This is a genomic window from Streptomyces sp. NBC_00386 (assembly GCF_036063235.1).
GTDB lineage: Bacteria > Actinomycetota > Actinomycetes > Streptomycetales > Streptomycetaceae > Streptomyces.
Genome location: NZ_CP107950.1, coordinates 6674552 through 6691982, shown reverse-complemented (window position 1 = coordinate 6691982; position 17431 = coordinate 6674552). Strand labels below are relative to the sequence as shown.

The 17431-nt window shown below is 70.4% G+C and carries 15 protein-coding genes; 6 read left to right on the top strand and 9 right to left on the bottom strand.

Features of this window, described 5'->3' with window-relative positions:
- Positions 1-216 precede the first annotated feature (216 nt).
- Entirely contained in the window at positions 217-489 is a 273-nt protein-coding gene (locus tag OG780_RS29370; protein ID WP_328453161.1) for a hypothetical protein, read from the top strand.
- Positions 490-729: 240 nt separating this feature from the next.
- Here OG780_RS29370 and OG780_RS29365 read toward each other — a convergent pair whose 3' ends face one another.
- Together OG780_RS29365 and glnA are read right to left on the bottom strand one after the other, a co-directional pair.
- Entirely contained in the window at positions 730-1035 is a 306-nt protein-coding gene (locus OG780_RS29365) for a hypothetical protein (protein ID WP_328453159.1), read from the bottom strand.
- 378 nt (positions 1036-1413) lie between these two features.
- Positions 1414-2775 (bottom strand): type I glutamate--ammonia ligase, encoded by a 1362-nt coding sequence (glnA, locus tag OG780_RS29360; RefSeq protein WP_328453157.1) that lies wholly within the window; start codon positions 2773-2775, stop codon positions 1414-1416.
- 327 nt (positions 2776-3102) lie between these two features.
- On the opposite strand from glnA, the gene OG780_RS29355 reads away from it, so the two are divergent.
- Positions 3103-4308, top strand: a complete 1206-nt coding sequence (locus tag OG780_RS29355) for a globin domain-containing protein (protein ID WP_328453155.1) — start codon at positions 3103-3105, stop codon at positions 4306-4308.
- Between the two features lie 107 nt (positions 4309-4415).
- Here OG780_RS29355 and OG780_RS29350 read toward each other — a convergent pair whose 3' ends face one another.
- Positions 4416-4850, bottom strand: a complete 435-nt coding sequence (locus OG780_RS29350; RefSeq protein WP_326788159.1) for an RrF2 family transcriptional regulator — start codon at positions 4848-4850, stop codon at positions 4416-4418.
- A 260-nt stretch (positions 4851-5110) separates the two neighbouring features.
- On the opposite strand from OG780_RS29350, the gene OG780_RS29345 reads away from it, so the two are divergent.
- Together OG780_RS29345 and OG780_RS29340 are read left to right on the top strand one after the other, a co-directional pair.
- Positions 5111-5782, top strand: coding sequence for a DUF3105 domain-containing protein (locus OG780_RS29345; protein WP_328453153.1), 672 nt, complete (start codon positions 5111-5113; stop codon positions 5780-5782).
- Complete coding sequence (locus OG780_RS29340) at positions 5779-6402, top strand: DUF305 domain-containing protein (RefSeq protein ID WP_328453151.1); 624 nt, start codon at positions 5779-5781, stop codon at positions 6400-6402. Before OG780_RS29345 ends, OG780_RS29340 begins: the two co-directional genes overlap by 4 nt.
- A gap of 144 nt (positions 6403-6546) precedes the next feature.
- On the opposite strand, the gene OG780_RS29335 is transcribed toward OG780_RS29340, so the two are convergent.
- A complete protein-coding gene (locus OG780_RS29335) occupies positions 6547-7179 on the bottom strand; it encodes a hypothetical protein (RefSeq protein WP_328453149.1) in 633 nt (210 codons plus the stop codon).
- Positions 7176-7676 carry a sigma-70 family RNA polymerase sigma factor gene (locus OG780_RS29330; protein ID WP_328453147.1) on the bottom strand — a complete coding sequence of 167 codons (501 nt, stop codon included), beginning with the start codon at positions 7674-7676 and terminating at the stop codon, positions 7176-7178. Before OG780_RS29330 ends, OG780_RS29335 begins: the two co-directional genes overlap by 4 nt.
- 302 nt (positions 7677-7978) lie before the next feature.
- Between OG780_RS29330 and OG780_RS29325 the strand changes: the two genes are divergently transcribed.
- Together OG780_RS29325 and OG780_RS29320 are read left to right on the top strand one after the other, a co-directional pair.
- A complete protein-coding gene (locus OG780_RS29325; RefSeq protein ID WP_328453145.1) occupies positions 7979-9931 on the top strand; it encodes a S53 family peptidase in 1953 nt (650 codons plus the stop codon).
- A 170-nt stretch (positions 9932-10101) separates the two neighbouring features.
- Positions 10102-12216: an NAD(+) synthase gene (locus OG780_RS29320; RefSeq protein WP_328453143.1), complete on the top strand. Its 2115-nt coding sequence runs from the start codon at positions 10102-10104 to the stop codon at positions 12214-12216.
- Between the two features lie 39 nt (positions 12217-12255).
- Here the strand turns inward: OG780_RS29320 and OG780_RS29315 are convergent, their stop codons facing one another.
- The 4 genes from OG780_RS29315 to OG780_RS29300 form a co-directional block, all read right to left on the bottom strand.
- Positions 12256-13476: an MFS transporter gene (locus OG780_RS29315; protein WP_328453141.1), complete on the bottom strand. Its 1221-nt coding sequence runs from the start codon at positions 13474-13476 to the stop codon at positions 12256-12258.
- 205 nt (positions 13477-13681) lie between these two features.
- Positions 13682-14719 carry an endonuclease/exonuclease/phosphatase family protein gene (locus OG780_RS29310; protein ID WP_328453139.1) on the bottom strand — a complete coding sequence of 346 codons (1038 nt, stop codon included), beginning with the start codon at positions 14717-14719 and terminating at the stop codon, positions 13682-13684.
- Between the two features lie 201 nt (positions 14720-14920).
- Positions 14921-15541, bottom strand: coding sequence for a TetR/AcrR family transcriptional regulator (locus tag OG780_RS29305; RefSeq protein WP_443062230.1), 621 nt, complete (start codon positions 15539-15541; stop codon positions 14921-14923).
- Positions 15542-15667: 126 nt separating this feature from the next.
- Entirely contained in the window at positions 15668-17269 is a 1602-nt protein-coding gene (locus OG780_RS29300) for an MFS transporter (protein ID WP_328453135.1), read from the bottom strand.
- Positions 17270-17431: the final 162 nt, after the last annotated feature.

The following is a 17431-nucleotide window of genomic DNA, read 5'->3' as shown; positions in this document are numbered from 1 at the left end:
TCAATGCCCTAAGCTGCGGCTTGCGCATTCGGGGGGCGGCCGGCCTGCTTGACGACCGGCACCGTGACACATGCGCATCACCCACGCCGTCTCAAGTCGGGCCTCAGCGTGCCCGGGCGTCCGCGCCTGCGCGCGGCTGCCGCCCGAGGCTGCCCGCAAGGGGCCGGACCGGCGCGCCTCCCCGGACCCCACGGTCATCGGAAGGCAGAGAGCGTCATGGCAGAACGTCAGTACCTCGGACAGGGCTCCACCACCTCGGCGGAGAAGTTCTGGTACATCCTCGGTTGCATCTACTTCGGTGCCGCCTACATGCAGAAGGTCCCGGTCAAGAAGGCGCTGAGCGAGTACGGGCTGGTCGAGATGACCGGTGCCGAGAAGTTCTGGTACGTCGTCCAGTGCATCTTCTTCGGCGCCGGCTACTTCGCGAAGGTCACCATAAAGAAGGCGCTGTCCGAGGTCCGGAACGCCGGCGGGATCCCCACCGTCTGACGGCACCACGACACCAGACGGACGACGGGCCCGAACCGCGAGAAGCGACCCGGGCCCGTCGCCCGTTCTGCGGACCGGCTCCGCCCCGTATCCGCGCGACGCCGGACGACCTCGAACGATCCACGCCACGGCGCCGGCGACCTGCGATTCATCGGCCGCCCATGGTCATTGGTGGCAACGGCAAGGCTGCCGCCGAACGCCTGCGCCGCGAACGCCGAGGCCAGTGGCGCCGATGCAGCGTCAACGGCGTTTGCGGATCTCCTCGTACCGCCGCTGAACGTCCGGCCGGAACCAGTCGGGCACTTGAGCGGTGGTCCGCAAGTGCCGGCGCTCATCCGGAGAAAGTGTCTGTGCGGAGGCGTCCACAGCGATCGAGTAGTTGGTCATCCTCTCCGACAGCCGCTCGCGTCGCTCGTCCGCGCCGATCTCGGCGCCCTCGGCCTGGCGGCTGGTGAACACGGTGAGCCACCCGAGGAAGCCCAGTTTGCTGCTCTTCTTGCGAAGTTCGTCGCGAAGGACGAGCCAGCACAGGCGTTCATCAGTCACATTCGGGATCGCTCCTGGCGTGATCATGTCATACCTCTCTCCGGGTGATGGGCATCCGGCCCACCGAGAGCAGGAGCATATGCCGAGGGCCTCGCCCGGATGGCGCCCCGTCACGAAGCGTCTGCCGTTCCTCCGCACCGACGGAAAAGGCGCGGTCAGGCGCACGGACCCTGGCTTCACGCTCCGGGTCCGTACGCACCTGCCGCCGAGCAGCGAAGGCCGCGCCCGGAAGGCCGTGGACAGCACGTACGAGGGCCGCGTTTCCGGGGCGGACGGGCCCACAGACGGCCCAGGGGCGGTGAGGACGGCCGCGGGGCCCGCGGTCATCGACCGCGGGCCCCGCGTGCTGCACGTCAGAAAACCTGCCCTGACCCGCCCCTACAGCACCGGCAGGTTCTTCCGCAGCTCGAAGGCGGTGACCTCGCTGCGGTACTCCTCCCACTCCGCCTTCTTGTTGCGCAGGAAGAAGTCGAAGACGTGCTCGCCGAGGGTCTCGGCGACGAGTTCGCTGCGCTGCATGAGCGTCAGGGCCTCGCCGAGGTTCTGCGGGAGGGGCTCGATGCCCATGGCACGACGCTCGCCGTCGGAGAGGGCCCAGACGTCGTCGTCGGCGCCCGGCGGGAGCTCGTAGCCCTCCTCGATGCCCTTCAGGCCCGCGGCCAGGAGCAGCGCGTAGGCGAGGTACGGGTTCGCGCCCGAGTCGATCGAGCGGACCTCGACCCGTGCCGAGCCTGTCTTGCCGGGCTTGTACATCGGCACGCGGACGAGGGCGGAGCGGTTGTTGTGGCCCCAGCAGATGTACGAGGGAGCCTCGCCGCCGGCGCCCGCGGTGCGCTCCGAGCCGCCCCAGATGCGCTTGTAGGAGTTGACCCACTGGTTGGTGACGGCGGAGATCTCCCCGGCGTGCTTCAGGAGGCCGGCGATGAAGGAGCGTCCGACCTTGGAGAGCTGGTACTCCGAGCCCGACTCGTAGAACGCGTTGCGGTCGCCCTCGAAGAGGGAGAGGTGGGTGTGCATGCCGCTGCCCGGGTACTCCGAGAACGGCTTCGGCATGAAGGTGGCCTGCACGCCCTGCTCCAGCGCGACCTGCTTCATGATCAGCCGGAAGGTCATGATGTTGTCGGCCGTGGAGAGCGCGTCGGCGTAGCGCAGGTCGATCTCCTGCTGGCCGGGGGCGCCCTCGTGGTGGCTGAACTCGACCGAGATGCCCATCGACTCCAGCATCGTGATGGCCTGGCGCCGGAAGTCCTGGCCGACGTTCTGCGGGGTGTGGTCGAAGTAGCCGGAGTTGTCGGCCGGGGTGGGCCGCGAGCCGTCCAGCGGGCGGTCCTTCAGCAGGAAGAACTCGATCTCGGGGTGGGTGTAGAAGGTGAAACCCAGGTCCGAGGTCTTGTTGAGGGCGCGCTTGAGGACGTAGCGCGGGTCCGCGAAGGACGGCGACCCGTCCGGCATCAGGATGTCGCAGAACATGCGGGCCGTGCCGGGGGCCTCGGCACGCCAGGGCAGGACCTGGAAGGTGCCCGGGTCCGGCTTGGCGATCATGTCGGACTCGTACACGCGGGCGAAGCCCTCGATGGCCGAGCCGTCGAAGCCGATGCCCTCGTCGAAGGCCTGTTCCAGCTCGGCCGGGGCCACGGCCACCGACTTGAGGAAGCCGAGTACGTCCGTGAACCACAGACGTACGAACCGGATGTCACGCTCCTCCAGTGTCCGGAGCACGAACTCCTGCTGCTTGTCCATCTTCCGCTTCCACCCATCCTTGCTGGTCAGGCCGCCTGCTCCCACGCCTCGAAGACGATCGGCGCACCTGAGCATCCCACCACAACACCATTTCATGCGCGTTGCGGACCATGATCGGCCGGGCGACCTCGGCCTGAACGCCTCGCGTACGGAAGGTGTCCTGCTCTGCCGCACATACTGCCTGCTCACACGCGCACCCGTAAGGGCCGGCCGGTACTCACCCGTCCCTCGTTTTTAAATTTGCATCTCAGATGCAAGTTTTATTAGTGTGCGATCCATGCGGAGAGGTGCAACCCACCGCTCCGGCCCCGGCTTTGAGGAGTCCTGATGCTGTCCGAACAATCCGCTGCCACCGTGCGCGCGACTCTCCCCGTGGTCGGCGCCGCCATCGGTGAGATCACCGAGCGCTTCTACTCCCGGCTGTTCAGCGCCCACCCCGAGTTGCTCCGGGACCTGTTCAACCGCGGCAACCAGGCCGCGGGCACCCAGCGCCAGGCCCTCGCGGGATCCATCGCCGGCTTCGCGACCTACCTGGTCGGCCACCCCGACGAGCGGCCCGACGCGATGCTGAGCCGCATCGCCCACAAGCACGCCTCCCTGGGTGTCGCGCCCGAGCAGTACAAGGTCGTGCACGAGCACCTGTTCGCCGCCATCGTCGAGGTGCTCGGCGACGCGGTCACCGCGGAGGTCGCCGCCGCCTGGGACGAGGTGTACTGGCTCATGGCGAACGCCCTGATCGCCATCGAGAAGCGCCTGTACGACGAGAACGCGGACGACGGGGCCCTGCACCCCTGGGTGGTCACCGAGCGCGTCGAGGAGACCGCCGACGTCGCCACCTTCCGGATCCGCCCGGCCGACGGCGGAGCCCTGCCGGACTTCCGCGCGGGCCAGTACGTCTCGGTCGGCGTGGAGCTCCCGGACGGCGCCCGCCAGATCCGTCAGTACAGCCTCTCCAGCGCGCCCGGTTCCCCGGTGCGCCAGATCAGCGTCAAGCGGGTGCCCGCGGACGAGAACGCCGGCGTGAGCAGCCCCGAGGGCGAGGTCTCCAACCATCTGCACGCCCACGTCCGCGAGGGCAGCGTCCTGGAGGTCTCCGCGCCTTACGGCGACCTGGTCCTCGACGACACGGACGCCCCCCTCCTCCTCGCCTCGGCGGGCATCGGTGTCACCCCGATGATCGCCATGCTGGAGCAGCTCACGATCTCCGGCCACAAGGCCCCGGTCACCGTGGTGCACGCCGACCGCTCCCCCGCCGAGCACGCGCTGCGCGCCGACCACGAGGCGTTCGCGGGCAAGCTCGCCGACGCGGAGACCCACTTCTGGTACGAGCGGCCCGAGCCCGGCCACCCCGCCGAGCGGACCGGTCTGGTCGACCTCTCCGGAGTGACCGTGCGACCGGGCACGCACGCCTACCTGTGCGGCCCGCTGCCCTTCATGCGCGCGGTACGGACCCAGCTCCTCGACAAGGGCGTGCCCGCCTCCGACATCCACTACGAGGTGTTCGGACCGGACCTCTGGCTGGCCCAGGGCTGAGCCGGACCGTACCCCTGACCAGCTCAGGGCCAGGGCGCCAGGGCCCGCACCGGACCTCCGGCCGGCCGCGGGCCCAAAGGGGTGCCGTTCGGACCGGTCCGGATCCGCTACGGCCTGCGGGTGATGCCCAGCAGCACGGGCCCGGTCGGCTCGGCGACGACGTCGGCGATGGTCAGCGGGTCCAGGGTGGCGTAGAAGGCCTCCTGGGCCCGCCGCAGGGCGCCCCGCAGCCGGCACGCCGAGACGAGCGGGCACGGCGTGTCGCCCTCGCACTCGACGACGTCACCCTCTCCCTCGAAGACGCGCACGATCGCTCCGACGGACTCCGCGCGCCCCTTCTCGGTGAGCGTGAGACCGCCTCCCCTGCCGCGCCGGGCGTCGAGCAGCCCGAGGTGCTGGAGTTCGGCGACGACCTTGGCGGTGTGCGTGTAGGGAACCCTCATGTCGTCCGCGACCTCGCGCGTGGTGGGCGTCGAGTCGCCGACGACGGCCAGTCGCATCAGGACGCGAAGAGCCAGGTCGGTGGAGCGCAGCAGCCGCATACCCGACAGGGTAGGTAATGCGCATCTCCGGTTCAAATTTTCTTCCGGTTCGGGTCCGGGGACGGTCCGGGTCCGGGGACGGCTCGGGTCCGGGGGCGGTTCGCATCCGCCCCGCGCACCTCCACCCCGCCCTCGCCCACCCACTCCTTCGGCCAATCCCGTGCATTCCCTGGGCCAATCCCGCGCCCTCCCTGCCGACGCCCCTCCCTGCCCGATTACGATCGGCGCACCCGCCCGTCCCATCCTCATAAGGACTCACCATGGGTTCCGCCAAGAACACCAGCACCGGATCGCGCAAGGACCGCATCGAGGAGCTGCGCCGCGCCGAGCGCGCCCGTGAGCGGCGCAACCGGTTCCTCGTGATCGCGGCCAGCACGGTCGTCGTCGCCGGTCTTGTCGCCGGTGCTGTCGTGCTCGTCCAGTCGCAGTCGGACAACGGCAAGAAGGACACGGCGAGCGACTCGAAGCAGCCGTCGGGACACTTCGTCACGGGCGCGGACGGGGTGAACACCTGGAAGGGCAGCCTGACGCGCAACCACGTCTCGAAGACCGTGACGTACGCGATGGAGCCGCCGGTCGGCGGTGACCACAACCAGGTGTGGATGAACTGCAACGGCGACGTCTACACCAAGGCCGTCAACAACATGAACGCCGTGCACTCCCTGGAGCACGGCGCGGTGTGGGTGACGTACAACAGCAAGGCGTCCGAGGCCGATGTGAAGGCGCTCGCGGCGAAGGTCGAGAAGACCCCGTACACGCTGATGAGCCCGGTCGAGGACCAGAAGGACCCGATCATGCTGAGCGCATGGGGCAAGCAGCGCTCGGTGACCGGCGCGAAGGACAAGAACGTCGACGCGTTCCTCTCGGAGTTCGTGCAGGGCAAGCAGACTCCCGAGCCGGGCGCGGCCTGCACCAACGGCCTGTCCCAGTGAGGCACATCGGGTGGATCGCGGGTGCCACGGCGACCGTGCTCGTCGCGGCCGGGGCGATCACGTACGCGGTCGCCGACGGCGGCGGCTCCGGGACGCGGACGCCCGCCGCGGACTCCGCGGACGCGGGCTTCGCCCGGGACATGGCGGTCCACCATCAGCAGGCCGTCGAGATGTCCTACATCGTGCGGGACCGCACCAAGGACGTGGAGGTACGGCGCCTCGCGTACGACATCGCCCAGACCCAGGCCAACCAGCGGGGCATGCTGCTCGGCTGGCTCGACCTGTGGGAGCTGCCGAAGGTGTCCCCGGACCCGCCGATGACCTGGATGGGCATGGGTGACATGGCGTCCGGGAAGGACGGCTCGCTGATGCCGGGCATGGCCACCAACACCGAGATGAAGCGGCTCGGCACGCTCGACGGGAAGCAGGCCGAGGTCCTCTACCTCCAGCTGATGACCGATCACCACAAGGGCGGTATCCACATGGCCGAGGGCTGTGTCGCCAAGTGCGCCGTCGGCGTGGAGAAGCGGCTCGCGCAGGGCATGGTCGACGCCCAGCAGTCGGAGATCACGTTGATGGCCGACATGCTGAAGGCCCGGGACGCGAAGGCCCGCGACTAGGGCCTGACCAGCCGGACAGGTCCTGGGGTTCCAGGCCAGGTCCTGAGCCGGGACCCGGGTGCGTCCGCCTCGCGGACAGCGGGCAGGTGTGCGGAACGGGTCCGAGGCGCTGCCCCGAACCCGTTCACCCCCTGCGCCGCATGGTCAACCGCGCCAGTCGGTACCGCACTTCAGGGCGACGCCGCTCGGTACGAGCCGCTCCATCGAGCCGGGCCGGCCGTGGGTGACGGCGAGCTGGGCCTTGTTCAGGTAGCCGATGAAGAGCTGGGTGTGGGCGGGCATGGCCGCCGGGTCGTAGATGAAGACGACGCTGCCGTCGCCGCGCCGCTCCCGTTTCACGACCTTGTCGACCCCCGCTCCCGAGCCGTGCTCGTCGACCTGGGTGTGGTCGTCCGGGCCCTTGCAGAACACCCCGGTCTTCACGAGGACGGGGAATCCCGCCGCCCGCAGCGCCTTCTGAAGTCCCGCCGGGTTCTTGAAGTACTGCTCCTTGGTCCAGGTCACCGCGACCGTGCCGTCCGAGCGCTTGGCAACGGTGAACGCGACGGCCTCGGTGTTCCCGCCCGTGGGCGGCGCGGTGGACGGGTGGCCGTAGCCCGGCGCGCCGAGCGCGAGGCCCACGGCCGCGGTGACACCCACGGCCGCGACGGCCACCCGGCGGCGCCGCCGGGCCGCGCGGCCCTCGGCCACGATCCGCTCGACGGGCACCGCCATGGTGATGTCGTCGAGCGAGCCCCTCAGGGCGTCCAGGACGTCCTTGTCGTCGGTTCCGTTCATGATCCTGCCTCCGGTGTGTCGAGGGTGACGAGGTGGCCGCGGAGTGTCCCGACGGCCCGTGCCAGATGGGCGGTGACGGTTCCGGGAGCGATCCCGAGGGTCTTCGCCGTGGTCGCCGTGTCGAGATCGAGGAAGACCCGCAGGGCGACGACCTCCCGCTGTCTGCGCGGCAGTTCGCGCAGTACCGCCAGCAGCGCGGGGTCGAGCCCGGCGCCGCCGGACTCCGCGGCCGCGCCGTCCCGGCCGTCGTGGTCGCCGAGCGCGACCTCGTGCCGTCGCCGACGCCACCACGAGATACGGGTGTTGAGTGCCGTCCGGACGATCCACGCGCGGGGGGCGGGATGGCCGCGGACCCGCGGCCAGGCGGCCCAGGCCCTGGCGAACGCCTCGGCCACGAGGTCCTCGGCCAGCTGACGGTCGCCCACCGCGGCGAGGACCGCCCGCAGGCAGACGTCCCGTCCGCTCCGGTAGAACTCTTCGAACTCCAGCTGCTTCACACCCCCAACACGCAGCGGGGACTCGATCCGCTTACAGAAGTCGGCCACCCCTTTACAGACCCCGGGACGGGACCGAGGGAAAACCCTCGACTATGCGCAAGGGCCCCATTCAAACCATCCCAAATGATCGCCAATTGCTGCCACTTGGTCTTTCCTTGGCTTTTTCATTCCCCTGGCATGAACGGTTCACCGTAAGAGTGGCCCCCATCTGTGATCCATTCCTCACGCTCCGGCAGGACGTGGGGCTTTCGCGTGGATCACCGCAACCACTACATGCGACGAATCGCATCGCAGGGGGTTCTATGAGATCCAACCGCGCCACCGCGCGCGCCGGAGTGAGCCTGGCGGCGACCCTGCCCCTGCTCGCCGGCGCGCTGGCGCTCGGCATACCCGCGGCATCCGCCGCGGACGGCCCGAGCCGGGACACGCTCGCGGGCACCAAACCCGCGTGGGCCACGGCCCACGCGGACAAGGGAGCGGCTTCCGACAGCTCCCAGGTCTCGGCCCGGGTGTACTTCGCCGGACGGGACGCCAAGGGCCTGGCGGCGTACGCCAGGGCCGTGTCCGACCCGCACTCGGCTTCGTACGGGAAATACCTCAGCACCAAGAAGGCGCAGTCACGTTTCGGCGCCACCAAGGCCCAGGTCACCGCGGTGACCACCTGGCTGAAGTCGGCGGGCCTGAAGGTCACCGGAACGACGGAGCACTACGTCTCCGTCACCGGTGACGTGGCCGCCGCCGAGAAGGCGTTCGGCACCCAGCTCCACAACTACACCAAGGGCAAGAAGGTTTACCGGGCGCCGTCGAAGACGGCTTCCGCGCCCGCCGCCCTGAACGGCGCCGTCCTGACCGTCACCGGCCTGGACAACGCACCGCACAAGGCGCAGCACGCCGATCAACTGCCGCCTCCGGACGCGGTGTTCAAGAACTCCGGGCCGTTCTCCTCGTACTACGGCTCGAAGACCGCGAGCACGCTGCCGGACGCGTACGGAACGAAGATCCCGTACGCCGTCCAGGGCTACACCGGCAAGCAGCTGCGGGCGGCGTACGGAGCGGGCAAGCGCACCGGCAAGAACGTGCGGGTCGCCATCACCGACGCGTACGCCTCGCCGACCATCGCGTTCGACGCCGCCACCTACGCCGGCAAGCACGGCGACGCCGCGTACTCCAGCGGTCAGCTCCGTCAGGTGCTGCCCAAGAAGTACACGAAGACCGAGGAGTGCGGGGCGGCCGGCTGGTACGGCGAGGAGACCCTCGACGTCGAGGCCGTGCACGCGGTCGCGCCGGGCGCGAGCATCACGTACGTGGGTGCCGCCTCCTGCTACGACGACGATCTGCTCGACTCGCTCAACAAGATCGTCGACGGGCACCTGGCCGACATCGTCTCCAACTCGTGGGGCGACATCGAGGCCAACCAGACCCCGGACCTGGCCGCGGCCTACGACCAGACGTTCCAGTTCGGCGCGGTCGAGGGCATCGGCTTCTACTTCTCCTCCGGTGACAACGGCGACGAGGTCGCCAACACCGGTACGAAGCAGGTCGACACCCCGGCCAACTCGGCGTGGGTGACGGCGGTCGGCGGTACCTCGCTGGCGGTCGGCAAGAACGACGCGTACCTGTTCGAGACCGGCTGGGGCACCGAGAAGGCCACGCTGTCCGAGGACGGCAAGAGCTGGACCGGGTTCCCGGGCGCGTTCACCTCGGGTGCGGGCGGTGGCACCAGCAAGACCGTGGCGGCGCCCTACTACCAGAAGGGCGTCGTCCCGAACGCGCTGGCCAAGGCCAACAACGCGGCGGGTAACCGGGTCGTCCCGGACATCTCGGCGATCGCCGACCCCAACACCGGTTTCAAGGTCGGCCAGACGCAGACCTTCCCGGACGGGACGGAGCAGTACAGCGAGTACCGGATCGGCGGCACCTCGCTGGCGGCTCCGGTGATCGCGGCCGTCCAGGCGCTCGCCCAGGAGGCGCGCGGCGGCAAGGCGATCGGTTTCGCCAACCCGTCGATCTACGCCAAGGCCGGTTCGAAGGCGTACCACGACGTGACCGACACGCCCGGCGGCAAGCAGTACGCCGTGGCCCGTGTCGACTTCGTCAACGGCTTCGACGCGGCCGACGGTGTGGCCACCTCGGTCCGCAGCCTCGGCCAGGACAGCTCGCTGAAGGCCGTGAAGGGCTACGACGACGTCACCGGCGTGGGCTCGCCCGCGAACGGCTACGTCGAGTCGTACGCCACCACCAAGCACCACCGCTGACGTCCGCTCCACGGACGTCCGCCGGGCGCGCCCGCCTCCTCCGGGAGGCGGGCGCGCTCGTGCGTGCGGGAGGGGTACGGGGGCCGGGACACATGTCGGACGTACGGCGGCCGGGGTGTCCGGCGGGGTCCGGGACCCCATCGCGTCGGTCTGACGATTACACTGGGCGGGTGCCTCGACTTCACCCTTCTCCCCAGCAGCCGCCGGAGTTCCGGTCCCTCTACCAGCACGGCTTCGCACGCGTCGCCGCCTGCACGGGCCACACCGTCATCGCGGACCCGCACGCCAACGCCGAGGCCGTGCTGCGGCAGGCACGCAGGTGCGACGGGGAGGGCGTCGCCGTCGCCGTCTTCCCGGAGATGGGGCTGTGCGGCTACTCGATCGAGGACCTGCTGCTGCAGGACGCGCTGCTCGACCAGGTGGAGACGGCGCTCCAGGAGGTGGTGACGGGGTCGGCGCAGCTCCTGCCGGTCCTGGTCGTGGGCGCCCCGCTGCGGCACCGCAACCGGGTCTACAACTGCGCGGTGGTGGTGCACCGGGGCCGGGTCCTCGGGGTCGTGCCCAAGTCGTACCCGCCGAACTACCGGGAGTTCTACGAGCGTCGGCAGATCGCCTCCGGCGACGACGAGCGCGGCGGCACGATCCGGGTCGGCGGGGAGTCGGTGCCGTTCGGGGTGGACCTGCTGTTCGCCGCCGAGGACGTACCGGGACTCGTGCTGCACGCGGAGATCTGCGAGGACATGTGGGTGCCGGTGCCGCCGAGTGCCGAGGCGGCGCTGGCGGGCGCCACCGTCCTCGCCAACCTCTCCGGCAGTCCGATCACCGTGGGCCGGGCCGAGGACCGCAAGCTGATGTGCCGTTCGGCGTCCTCACGCTGCATCGCCGCGTACGTCTACGCGGCGGCCGGACTGGGCGAGTCGACCACCGACCTGTCCTGGGACGGCCAGACCATGATCTACGAGAACGGGGCGCTGCTGGCCGAGTCCGACCGCTTCCCGCTCGACGACCAGTTCGCCGTGGCGGACGTCGACCTCGACCTGCTGCGGCAGGAGCGGAGCCGGACGGGCAGCTTCGACGACAACCGGCGTACCCACACCGCCCGCACCGCCGATTTCCAGACCCTGTCGTTCCGGCTCGACCCGCCGGCCGGCGACCTGGGCCTGCGGCGCCGCATCGAGCGCTTCCCGTTCGTGCCGGCGGACCCCGACCGGCTGGCCCAGGACTGTTACGAGGCCTACAACATCCAGGTCGCGGGGCTCCAGCAGCGGCTCGCGGCGATCGGTGGCCCGAAGGTGGTCATCGGGGTGTCCGGCGGGCTCGACTCCACGCACGCGCTGATCGTCGCCGCCCGCGCGATGGACCGGGCGGGCCGCCCGCGCGGCGACATCCTCGCCTTCACCCTGCCCGGCTTCGCCACCAGCGACCACACCAAGGGCAACGCGCACGAGCTGATGCGTTCCCTCGGTGTCACCGCGGCCGAGCTGGACATCACGCCGACCGCCCGGCTGATGCTGAAGGAGATGGAGCACCCCTTCGCCTCCGGCGAGCCGGTGTACGACGTCACCTTCGAGAACGTGCAGGCAGGTCTGCGCACCGACTACCTCTTCCGGCTCGCCAACCAGCGCGGCGGCATCGTGCTCGGCACCGGTGACCTGTCGGAGCTGGCGCTCGGATGGTCCACGTACGGCGTGGGCGACCAGATGAGCCACTACAACGTCAACTCGGGTGTGCCGAAGACGCTGATCCAGCATCTGATCCGCTGGGTCATCGGCAGCCACCAGTTCGGCGAGGACACCGACCGGACGCTCGCCGCGATCCTCGACACGGAGATCAGTCCGGAGCTGGTGCCGGGCGAGGAGATGCAGTCCACCGAGTCGAAGATCGGCCCGTACGCGCTGCACGACTTCACCCTCTTCCACGTACTGCGCTACGGCTTCCGGCCGTCGAAGATCGCCTTCCTGGCCTGGCACGCGTGGCACGACCCGGACGGCGGTGCCTGGCCGCCCGGCTTCCCCGAGGCCGAGCGGGTCGCGTACGACCTGCCGGAGATCCGGCGCTGGCTTGAGGTGTTCTGCCGCCGCTTCTTCGGGTTCGCGCAGTTCAAGCGCTCGGCCATGCCCAACGGGCCGAAGGTCTCGGCCGGCGGTTCGCTCTCGCCGCGCGGCGACTGGCGGGCGCCGTCCGACAGTTCGGCCCGCACCTGGCTGCGTGACCTGGCCCGCTTCGACCTCCCGGAGACGACCGGGCGGACGGACGGGCCCGCGGACACGCGGGCTGACGGCTGACGGCTGACGGCTGACGGCTGACGGCTGACGGCAGGCGGCTCAGCCGTGCAGCGCGCCCGGCCGGTCGGGGACGTGGGTGGCGACCACCCGCTCGTGCCCGGCCGCCGGGGCCGCGCGGCGGCGGTCCACCACGTGGGCCGCGGCGGCCACCGCGAGGCCCAGCACCGCAAGTCCCGCTCCGGCGAGGGCCGGAGAGGTCGCGCCGAAGCCCGCCGCCAGGGCGAGCCCGCCGATCCAGGCGCCGCCCGCGTTGGCCAGGTTGAACGCGGCCTGGTTGGCGGAGGACGCGAGGGACGGCGCGGCGGCGGCCTTCTCCATGACCATCAGCTGGAGGGGCGAGCCGGTGACGAAGGCGGCCGTGCCGAGCAGCACCACCGCCACCGCCGCGCTCCACTCGGTACGCATCAGCACCGGGAAGGCGGCCAGCACGGCCACCAGCGAGGCCAGGCCGCCGAACAGGGTGCGGCGCATCGCGTGGTCCGCGAGCCGCCCGCCGAGCAGGTTGCCGGCCGTGGCGCCGACCCCGAACAGCGCCAGCAGCAGCGTGACACTGCCGTCGGCGTATCCGGCGGCGTCGGTGAGCATGGGCGTGATGTAGCTGTACGCGGAGAACAGGGCCGCGAAGCCGGTGACCGTCGTGCCGAGGGCGAGCCAGACGGGCAGCGGGCGCAGGGCGGCGAGTTCGCCGCGCAGGCCGCCGCCGGGGGTGTGGCCGGGAGTCCGCGGGATCAGCAGGTACAGCGAGGCGATGGCGGCCACGCCGATCGCGCTCACCCCGAGGAAGGTGGCCCGCCAGCCCAGGTGCTGCCCCACGAGGGTGGCGGCCGGAACGCCGGCGACGTTCGCGACGGTCAGGCCGAGGAACATCAGCGACACGGAACGGGCCTTGCGCTCGGGCGCGACCAGGCCGGTGGCCACGACGGCGCCGACACCGAAAAACGCGCCGTGCGGCAGGCCGCTGAGGAAGCGGGCGGCGAGCAGCCAGTTCTCGCCGGGGGCGAGGGCGGAGAGCGCGTTGCCCGCGACGAAGAGGCCCATCAGGGCGATGAGGACCGTGCGGCGGGACATCCGGGAGGTGGCCGCGGCGAGCAGCGGGGCGCCGATGACGACGCCGAGCGCGTAGGCGGAGACCAGGTGTCCGGCGGTCGGGATGGATATGCCCAGGTCGCCCGCCACGTCGGGCAGCAGGCCCATCATGGCGAACTCGGTGGTGCCGATGCCGAAGGCGCCCACGGCGAGGGCGAGCAGGGCCAGAGGCATGAGAGGCCTTTCGAAGGAGCTGGGGCGAGCGGGACTCCGTACGGGCGGCGCGGCGGTCTGCGGGAGGTCGCGCGGGTACGGTCGCGTCCGCGCACGGCGATGTGCGCGGGACGCGGTCGGTGGAGCACCGGCTATTAAGTTTAGCTGGTGAACAAAGTCTGCCGAGCCCAGTATTCCAGGAGGTTGAAAGGCGGTTCCGGGCGGGTTAAGAGGCCGTGGCGTCCATCTTCACGCGGGCCGCGACCGGGAGGTGGTCGCTGCCGGTCGCGGGCAGGGTCCAGGAGGTCACCGGCTCGATGCCCTTGACCATGATCTGGTCGATCCGGGCCATCGGGAACGAGGCCGGCCAGCTGAACCCGAAGCCGCTGCCCGCCGCGCCCTGCGTGGAACGCATCTGAGCGGTGACCGCGTTCAGCGCCCGGTCGTTCATCGTGCCGTTGAGGTCGCCGAGCAGGACGACCTGCTTCAGGGGATCGTCGGCGATGGCCTCGCCCAGCGCGTTCGCGCTCTTGTCGCGCTGGTGGGCGGTGAACCCGGCCTTCATCTTCACCCGCACCGAGGGCAGATGGGCCACGTACACCGCGACCGGTCCGGCCGGCGCCGTCACGGTCGCCCGCATGGCGCGTGTCCAGCCCAGCTTGATGTCCACCGGCCGGACGTCACCGAGCGGGTACTTGCTCCACAGTCCGACGGTGCCCTGCACCGAGTGGTACTTGTACGTCGGCGCGAGCGCCTTCTCGTACACCGGCACCGCCGAGGCCGTCAGCTCCTCCAGGGCGAGCACGTCGGCGCCGGAGGCGGCCACGTCCTGGGCGGTGCCGGACGGGTCCGGGTTGTCGGCGTTGACGTTGTGGGTGGCGACGGTCAGATCGCCGCCCGCGCCGGTCTTGTCGGTGAGCAGTCCGCCGAAGAGGTTCAGCCAGACCGCGCCGGTCAGCAGCACGGCGATCAGGGCACTGGCGGACCTGCGCACGAAGGCGAGGACCAGCAGGACCGGGATGAACACCCCGAGCCACGGCAGGAACGTCTCGGTGAGACTGCCGAGGTTGCCGATCCGGTTCGGGATCCGCGCGTGCGTCAGCATCACCAGGGCGAGCAGCAGCGCGAGGGCGGCGAGGATCAGTCCGCGCCGCCAGATGCCGCGGTCGCCGCGCCAGCCGTCGAGCAGGCGCCGGAGCCGGGAATCTCTGCGCTCCGGCCCCCGGCCGTCGCTGCCCGTCTCCGTCATATACGCCTGCGCCATACCGTCGCCTCACAAAATGCCGTGCGCACCGTCTTGCCCCTCGACTACGACCCTAGGGGATGTCCGGTGTGGTTCTCGCCGTCCAGGACGGCCGTACAGGCAAGGGGACGTACAACTTCACGCTCGGAGTTCCGCATCTTGGCACAAGGTGCGGCCTCTGTGACGAAACGCGCACATTCACCCCGTCAGAAACAGCTCGTGTCACGGCCGGGCGGGGCGCAGGCCCTCCAGCAGCGTGTCGACGATCTGTTCGGCGAGGCCCTCCGGGAGTTCGGTGTCCGGGCGCATGACGGAGCGGACGAGCATGGGGCCGACGAACATGTCGTTGAGCAGCTCGATGTCGACGTCGTCGCGGAGTTCGCCGTTCTCCTGTCCGCGGCGCAGCACCTCGTAGCCCAGTTGGCGTCGCGGCGCTATGACCGTGGCGTCGTACGCGGCCCACAGTTTGGGGCTGCTCTTCATCTGCGCGTAGACGTTGTGCAGGATGGCCGAGGAGCGGCTGACGAGACCGCGGCGGCGCAGCGACTCCAGCATGACGACGAGGTCGTCGCGCATGGAGACGCCGGGGAGTTCGGGGTCGGCGGGCTCGGCGCCGCGCAGGACGTCGACGAAGAGTTCTTCCCTGCCGCTCCAGCGGCGGTAGATCGTCGCCTTGCCGACGCCGGCGGTGCGCGCCAGCCGCTCGATGGAGATGTCGGCGAGCGGAACCCCTTCCTCCAGGAGCTTCATCACGCCCTCGACGATGGCTCGTTCCACCGCCTCGCTGCGGGGACGTCCCCGGCCGGGGCACACCTGCCTGTCTCGGCTGTCCGCGAGGCTCACGTCGAACTCCGTTCCCATCGGCGACCAGGTGTCATTCTCCCCCGTTCACAGCGGTGGCGGCACACCGCACGACGCGCCCGCCGTGGGCACCCCGGTCGAGGGTGCCCACGGTCGCGTACACGGGTGTCAGTCCTGTCCGAGGTCGGCCGTCACCAGCTCGGCCTCCTCCTTGCCCTCCCGCTCGGCCGCCGGACGGCCGGGCAGGAACAGCGCGACGACCACCGCGCCGATGACCGCGACACCCGCGCCGCACAGGGCGGTGACGTGCATCGCGTGCAGGAAGGCGTCGTTCGCCGGGGTGACGAGGGCCTTGCCCTGCGGGCCGAGCTTGGCGGCGACGCCGAGGGTGGCCTCGATGGACTCGCCCGCGGTGTGCCGCAGCGGGGCCGGGACGAGGGAGAGCTTGTCCTCGATGCCGTTGCGGTAGGCGGTGGAGAGCACGGAGCCGAGGACCGCGATGCCGAGCGCGCCGCCGACCTGGCGGAAGGTGTTGCTCAGCGCGGACGCGGAGCCGGCCTTCTCGCGCGGCAGCGCCTGCATGATGACGACACTGGTCGGGGTCATGATGTGCGCCATGCCGGTGCCCATCAGGAAGAAGATGACCTCGAGGAGCCAGATCGGGGTGTCCGCCTCCAGCGTGGCGAACGCGGCCAGCGTCGCGGCGATGAGCAGCATGGCCGCCGTGCAGGTGGCGCGGTTGCCGAAGCGGTCGACGACGAGCCGGGCGCGCGGCGCGAAGATGAGCTGGGCCACGGCCAGCGGCAGCATCAGCAGACCGGTCTGCAGCGGCGAGTAGCCCCGCACGCTCTGGGTGTAGAAGACCGAGAAGAAGGTCACGCCCATCAGCGCGAAGAAGACCAGCGCGATGGCCGACATCGCCGACGAGAAGACCTTGTTCTTGAAGTAGGTGACGTCGATGGACGGGTGGTCGCTGCGCTTCTCGAACACCACGAAGCCGACGAGGACGGCGACACCGGCACCGATGGTCGCGAGGACCCGGGCGTCGGTGAAGTCGGCGAGCTGGCCGCCCTTGATGATGCCGTAGACCAGCAGGACGAGGCCGATGATCGAGAGGACCACGCCGACCGGGTCCAGGCGGCCCGGGTTCGGGTCGCGGGAGTCGGGGACCAGCCAGATCATGAGGCCGATCGCGAGCACCACGATGGGCACGTTGATCAGGAAGACCGAGCCCCACCAGAAGTGGTCGAGGAGCACGCCGCCGGTGATCGGGCCGATCGCGATGGCGAGGCCGACGCCGCCGGCCCAGATGCCGATGGCCTTGGGCTGCTCGTCGCGCTCGAAGACGTTCATGAGGACGGCGAGGGTGGCGGGCATCACGAAGGCGGCGCCGAGACCCATGAGCGCACGGAACGCGATGAGCTGGACGGGCGAGCCGGACTCGGCGGCCAGCGCGGACCCGATGCCGAAGACGGCGAGACCGGCGAGCAGCACCTTCTTGCGGCCGAGCCGGTCGCCGAGGAGGCCCGCGGTGAACAGGAGACCGGCGAAGACGAGCGTGTAGGCGTTGATGGCCCACTCCAGCTCGCCCTGGGTGGCTCCGAGCCCGGTGGGCGCGGGGGTCGAGATCGTCTTGATCGCGACGTTCAGGATGGAGTTGTCGAGCACCACGATCAGCAGGCTCAGCATGAGCGCGCCGAGGATCGCCCAGCGGCGCCGGTGCACCGCCTCGGGAACTCGTCGTTCGAGCGGAGGAGCGGAAGTTGTCATGACGACCACCCTAGAGGCATTTCGATACGGCACCGTCTCGTATCGGAAATGCTTTACGCAGAACTTACGAAGAGACCTAGGACTCCGGACGGAGGCGGAGGGGATGACGGAGGGGAAGGCGGAGCGGGCGGGGCGGAGCGTGGCGTGAACGACATCGGGCCG

Excerpts from the sequence above, each read along its gene's own strand:
- OG780_RS29315 (WP_328453141.1), bottom strand. The coding sequence starts at position 13,476 with ATGCCTCTGGCCCTGCTCGCCCTCGCCGTGGGCGCCTTCGGCATCGGC.
- OG780_RS29345 (WP_328453153.1), top strand. The coding sequence starts at position 5,111 with ATGGGTTCCGCCAAGAACACCAGCACCGGATCGCGCAAGGACCGCATC.
- OG780_RS29350 (WP_326788159.1), bottom strand. The coding sequence starts at position 4,850 with ATGCGGCTGCTGCGCTCCACCGACCTGGCTCTTCGCGTCCTGATGCGA.
- glnA (WP_328453157.1), bottom strand. The coding sequence starts at position 2,775 with ATGGACAAGCAGCAGGAGTTCGTGCTCCGGACACTGGAGGAGCGTGAC.
- OG780_RS29325 (WP_328453145.1), top strand. The coding sequence starts at position 7,979 with ATGAGATCCAACCGCGCCACCGCGCGCGCCGGAGTGAGCCTGGCGGCG.
- OG780_RS29355 (WP_328453155.1), top strand. The coding sequence starts at position 3,103 with ATGCTGTCCGAACAATCCGCTGCCACCGTGCGCGCGACTCTCCCCGTG.
- OG780_RS29335 (WP_328453149.1), bottom strand. The coding sequence starts at position 7,179 with ATGAACGGAACCGACGACAAGGACGTCCTGGACGCCCTGAGGGGCTCG.
- OG780_RS29310 (WP_328453139.1), bottom strand. The coding sequence starts at position 14,719 with ATGGCGCAGGCGTATATGACGGAGACGGGCAGCGACGGCCGGGGGCCG.
- OG780_RS29370 (WP_328453161.1), top strand. The coding sequence starts at position 217 with ATGGCAGAACGTCAGTACCTCGGACAGGGCTCCACCACCTCGGCGGAG.
- OG780_RS29300 (WP_328453135.1), bottom strand. The coding sequence starts at position 17,269 with ATGACAACTTCCGCTCCTCCGCTCGAACGACGAGTTCCCGAGGCGGTG.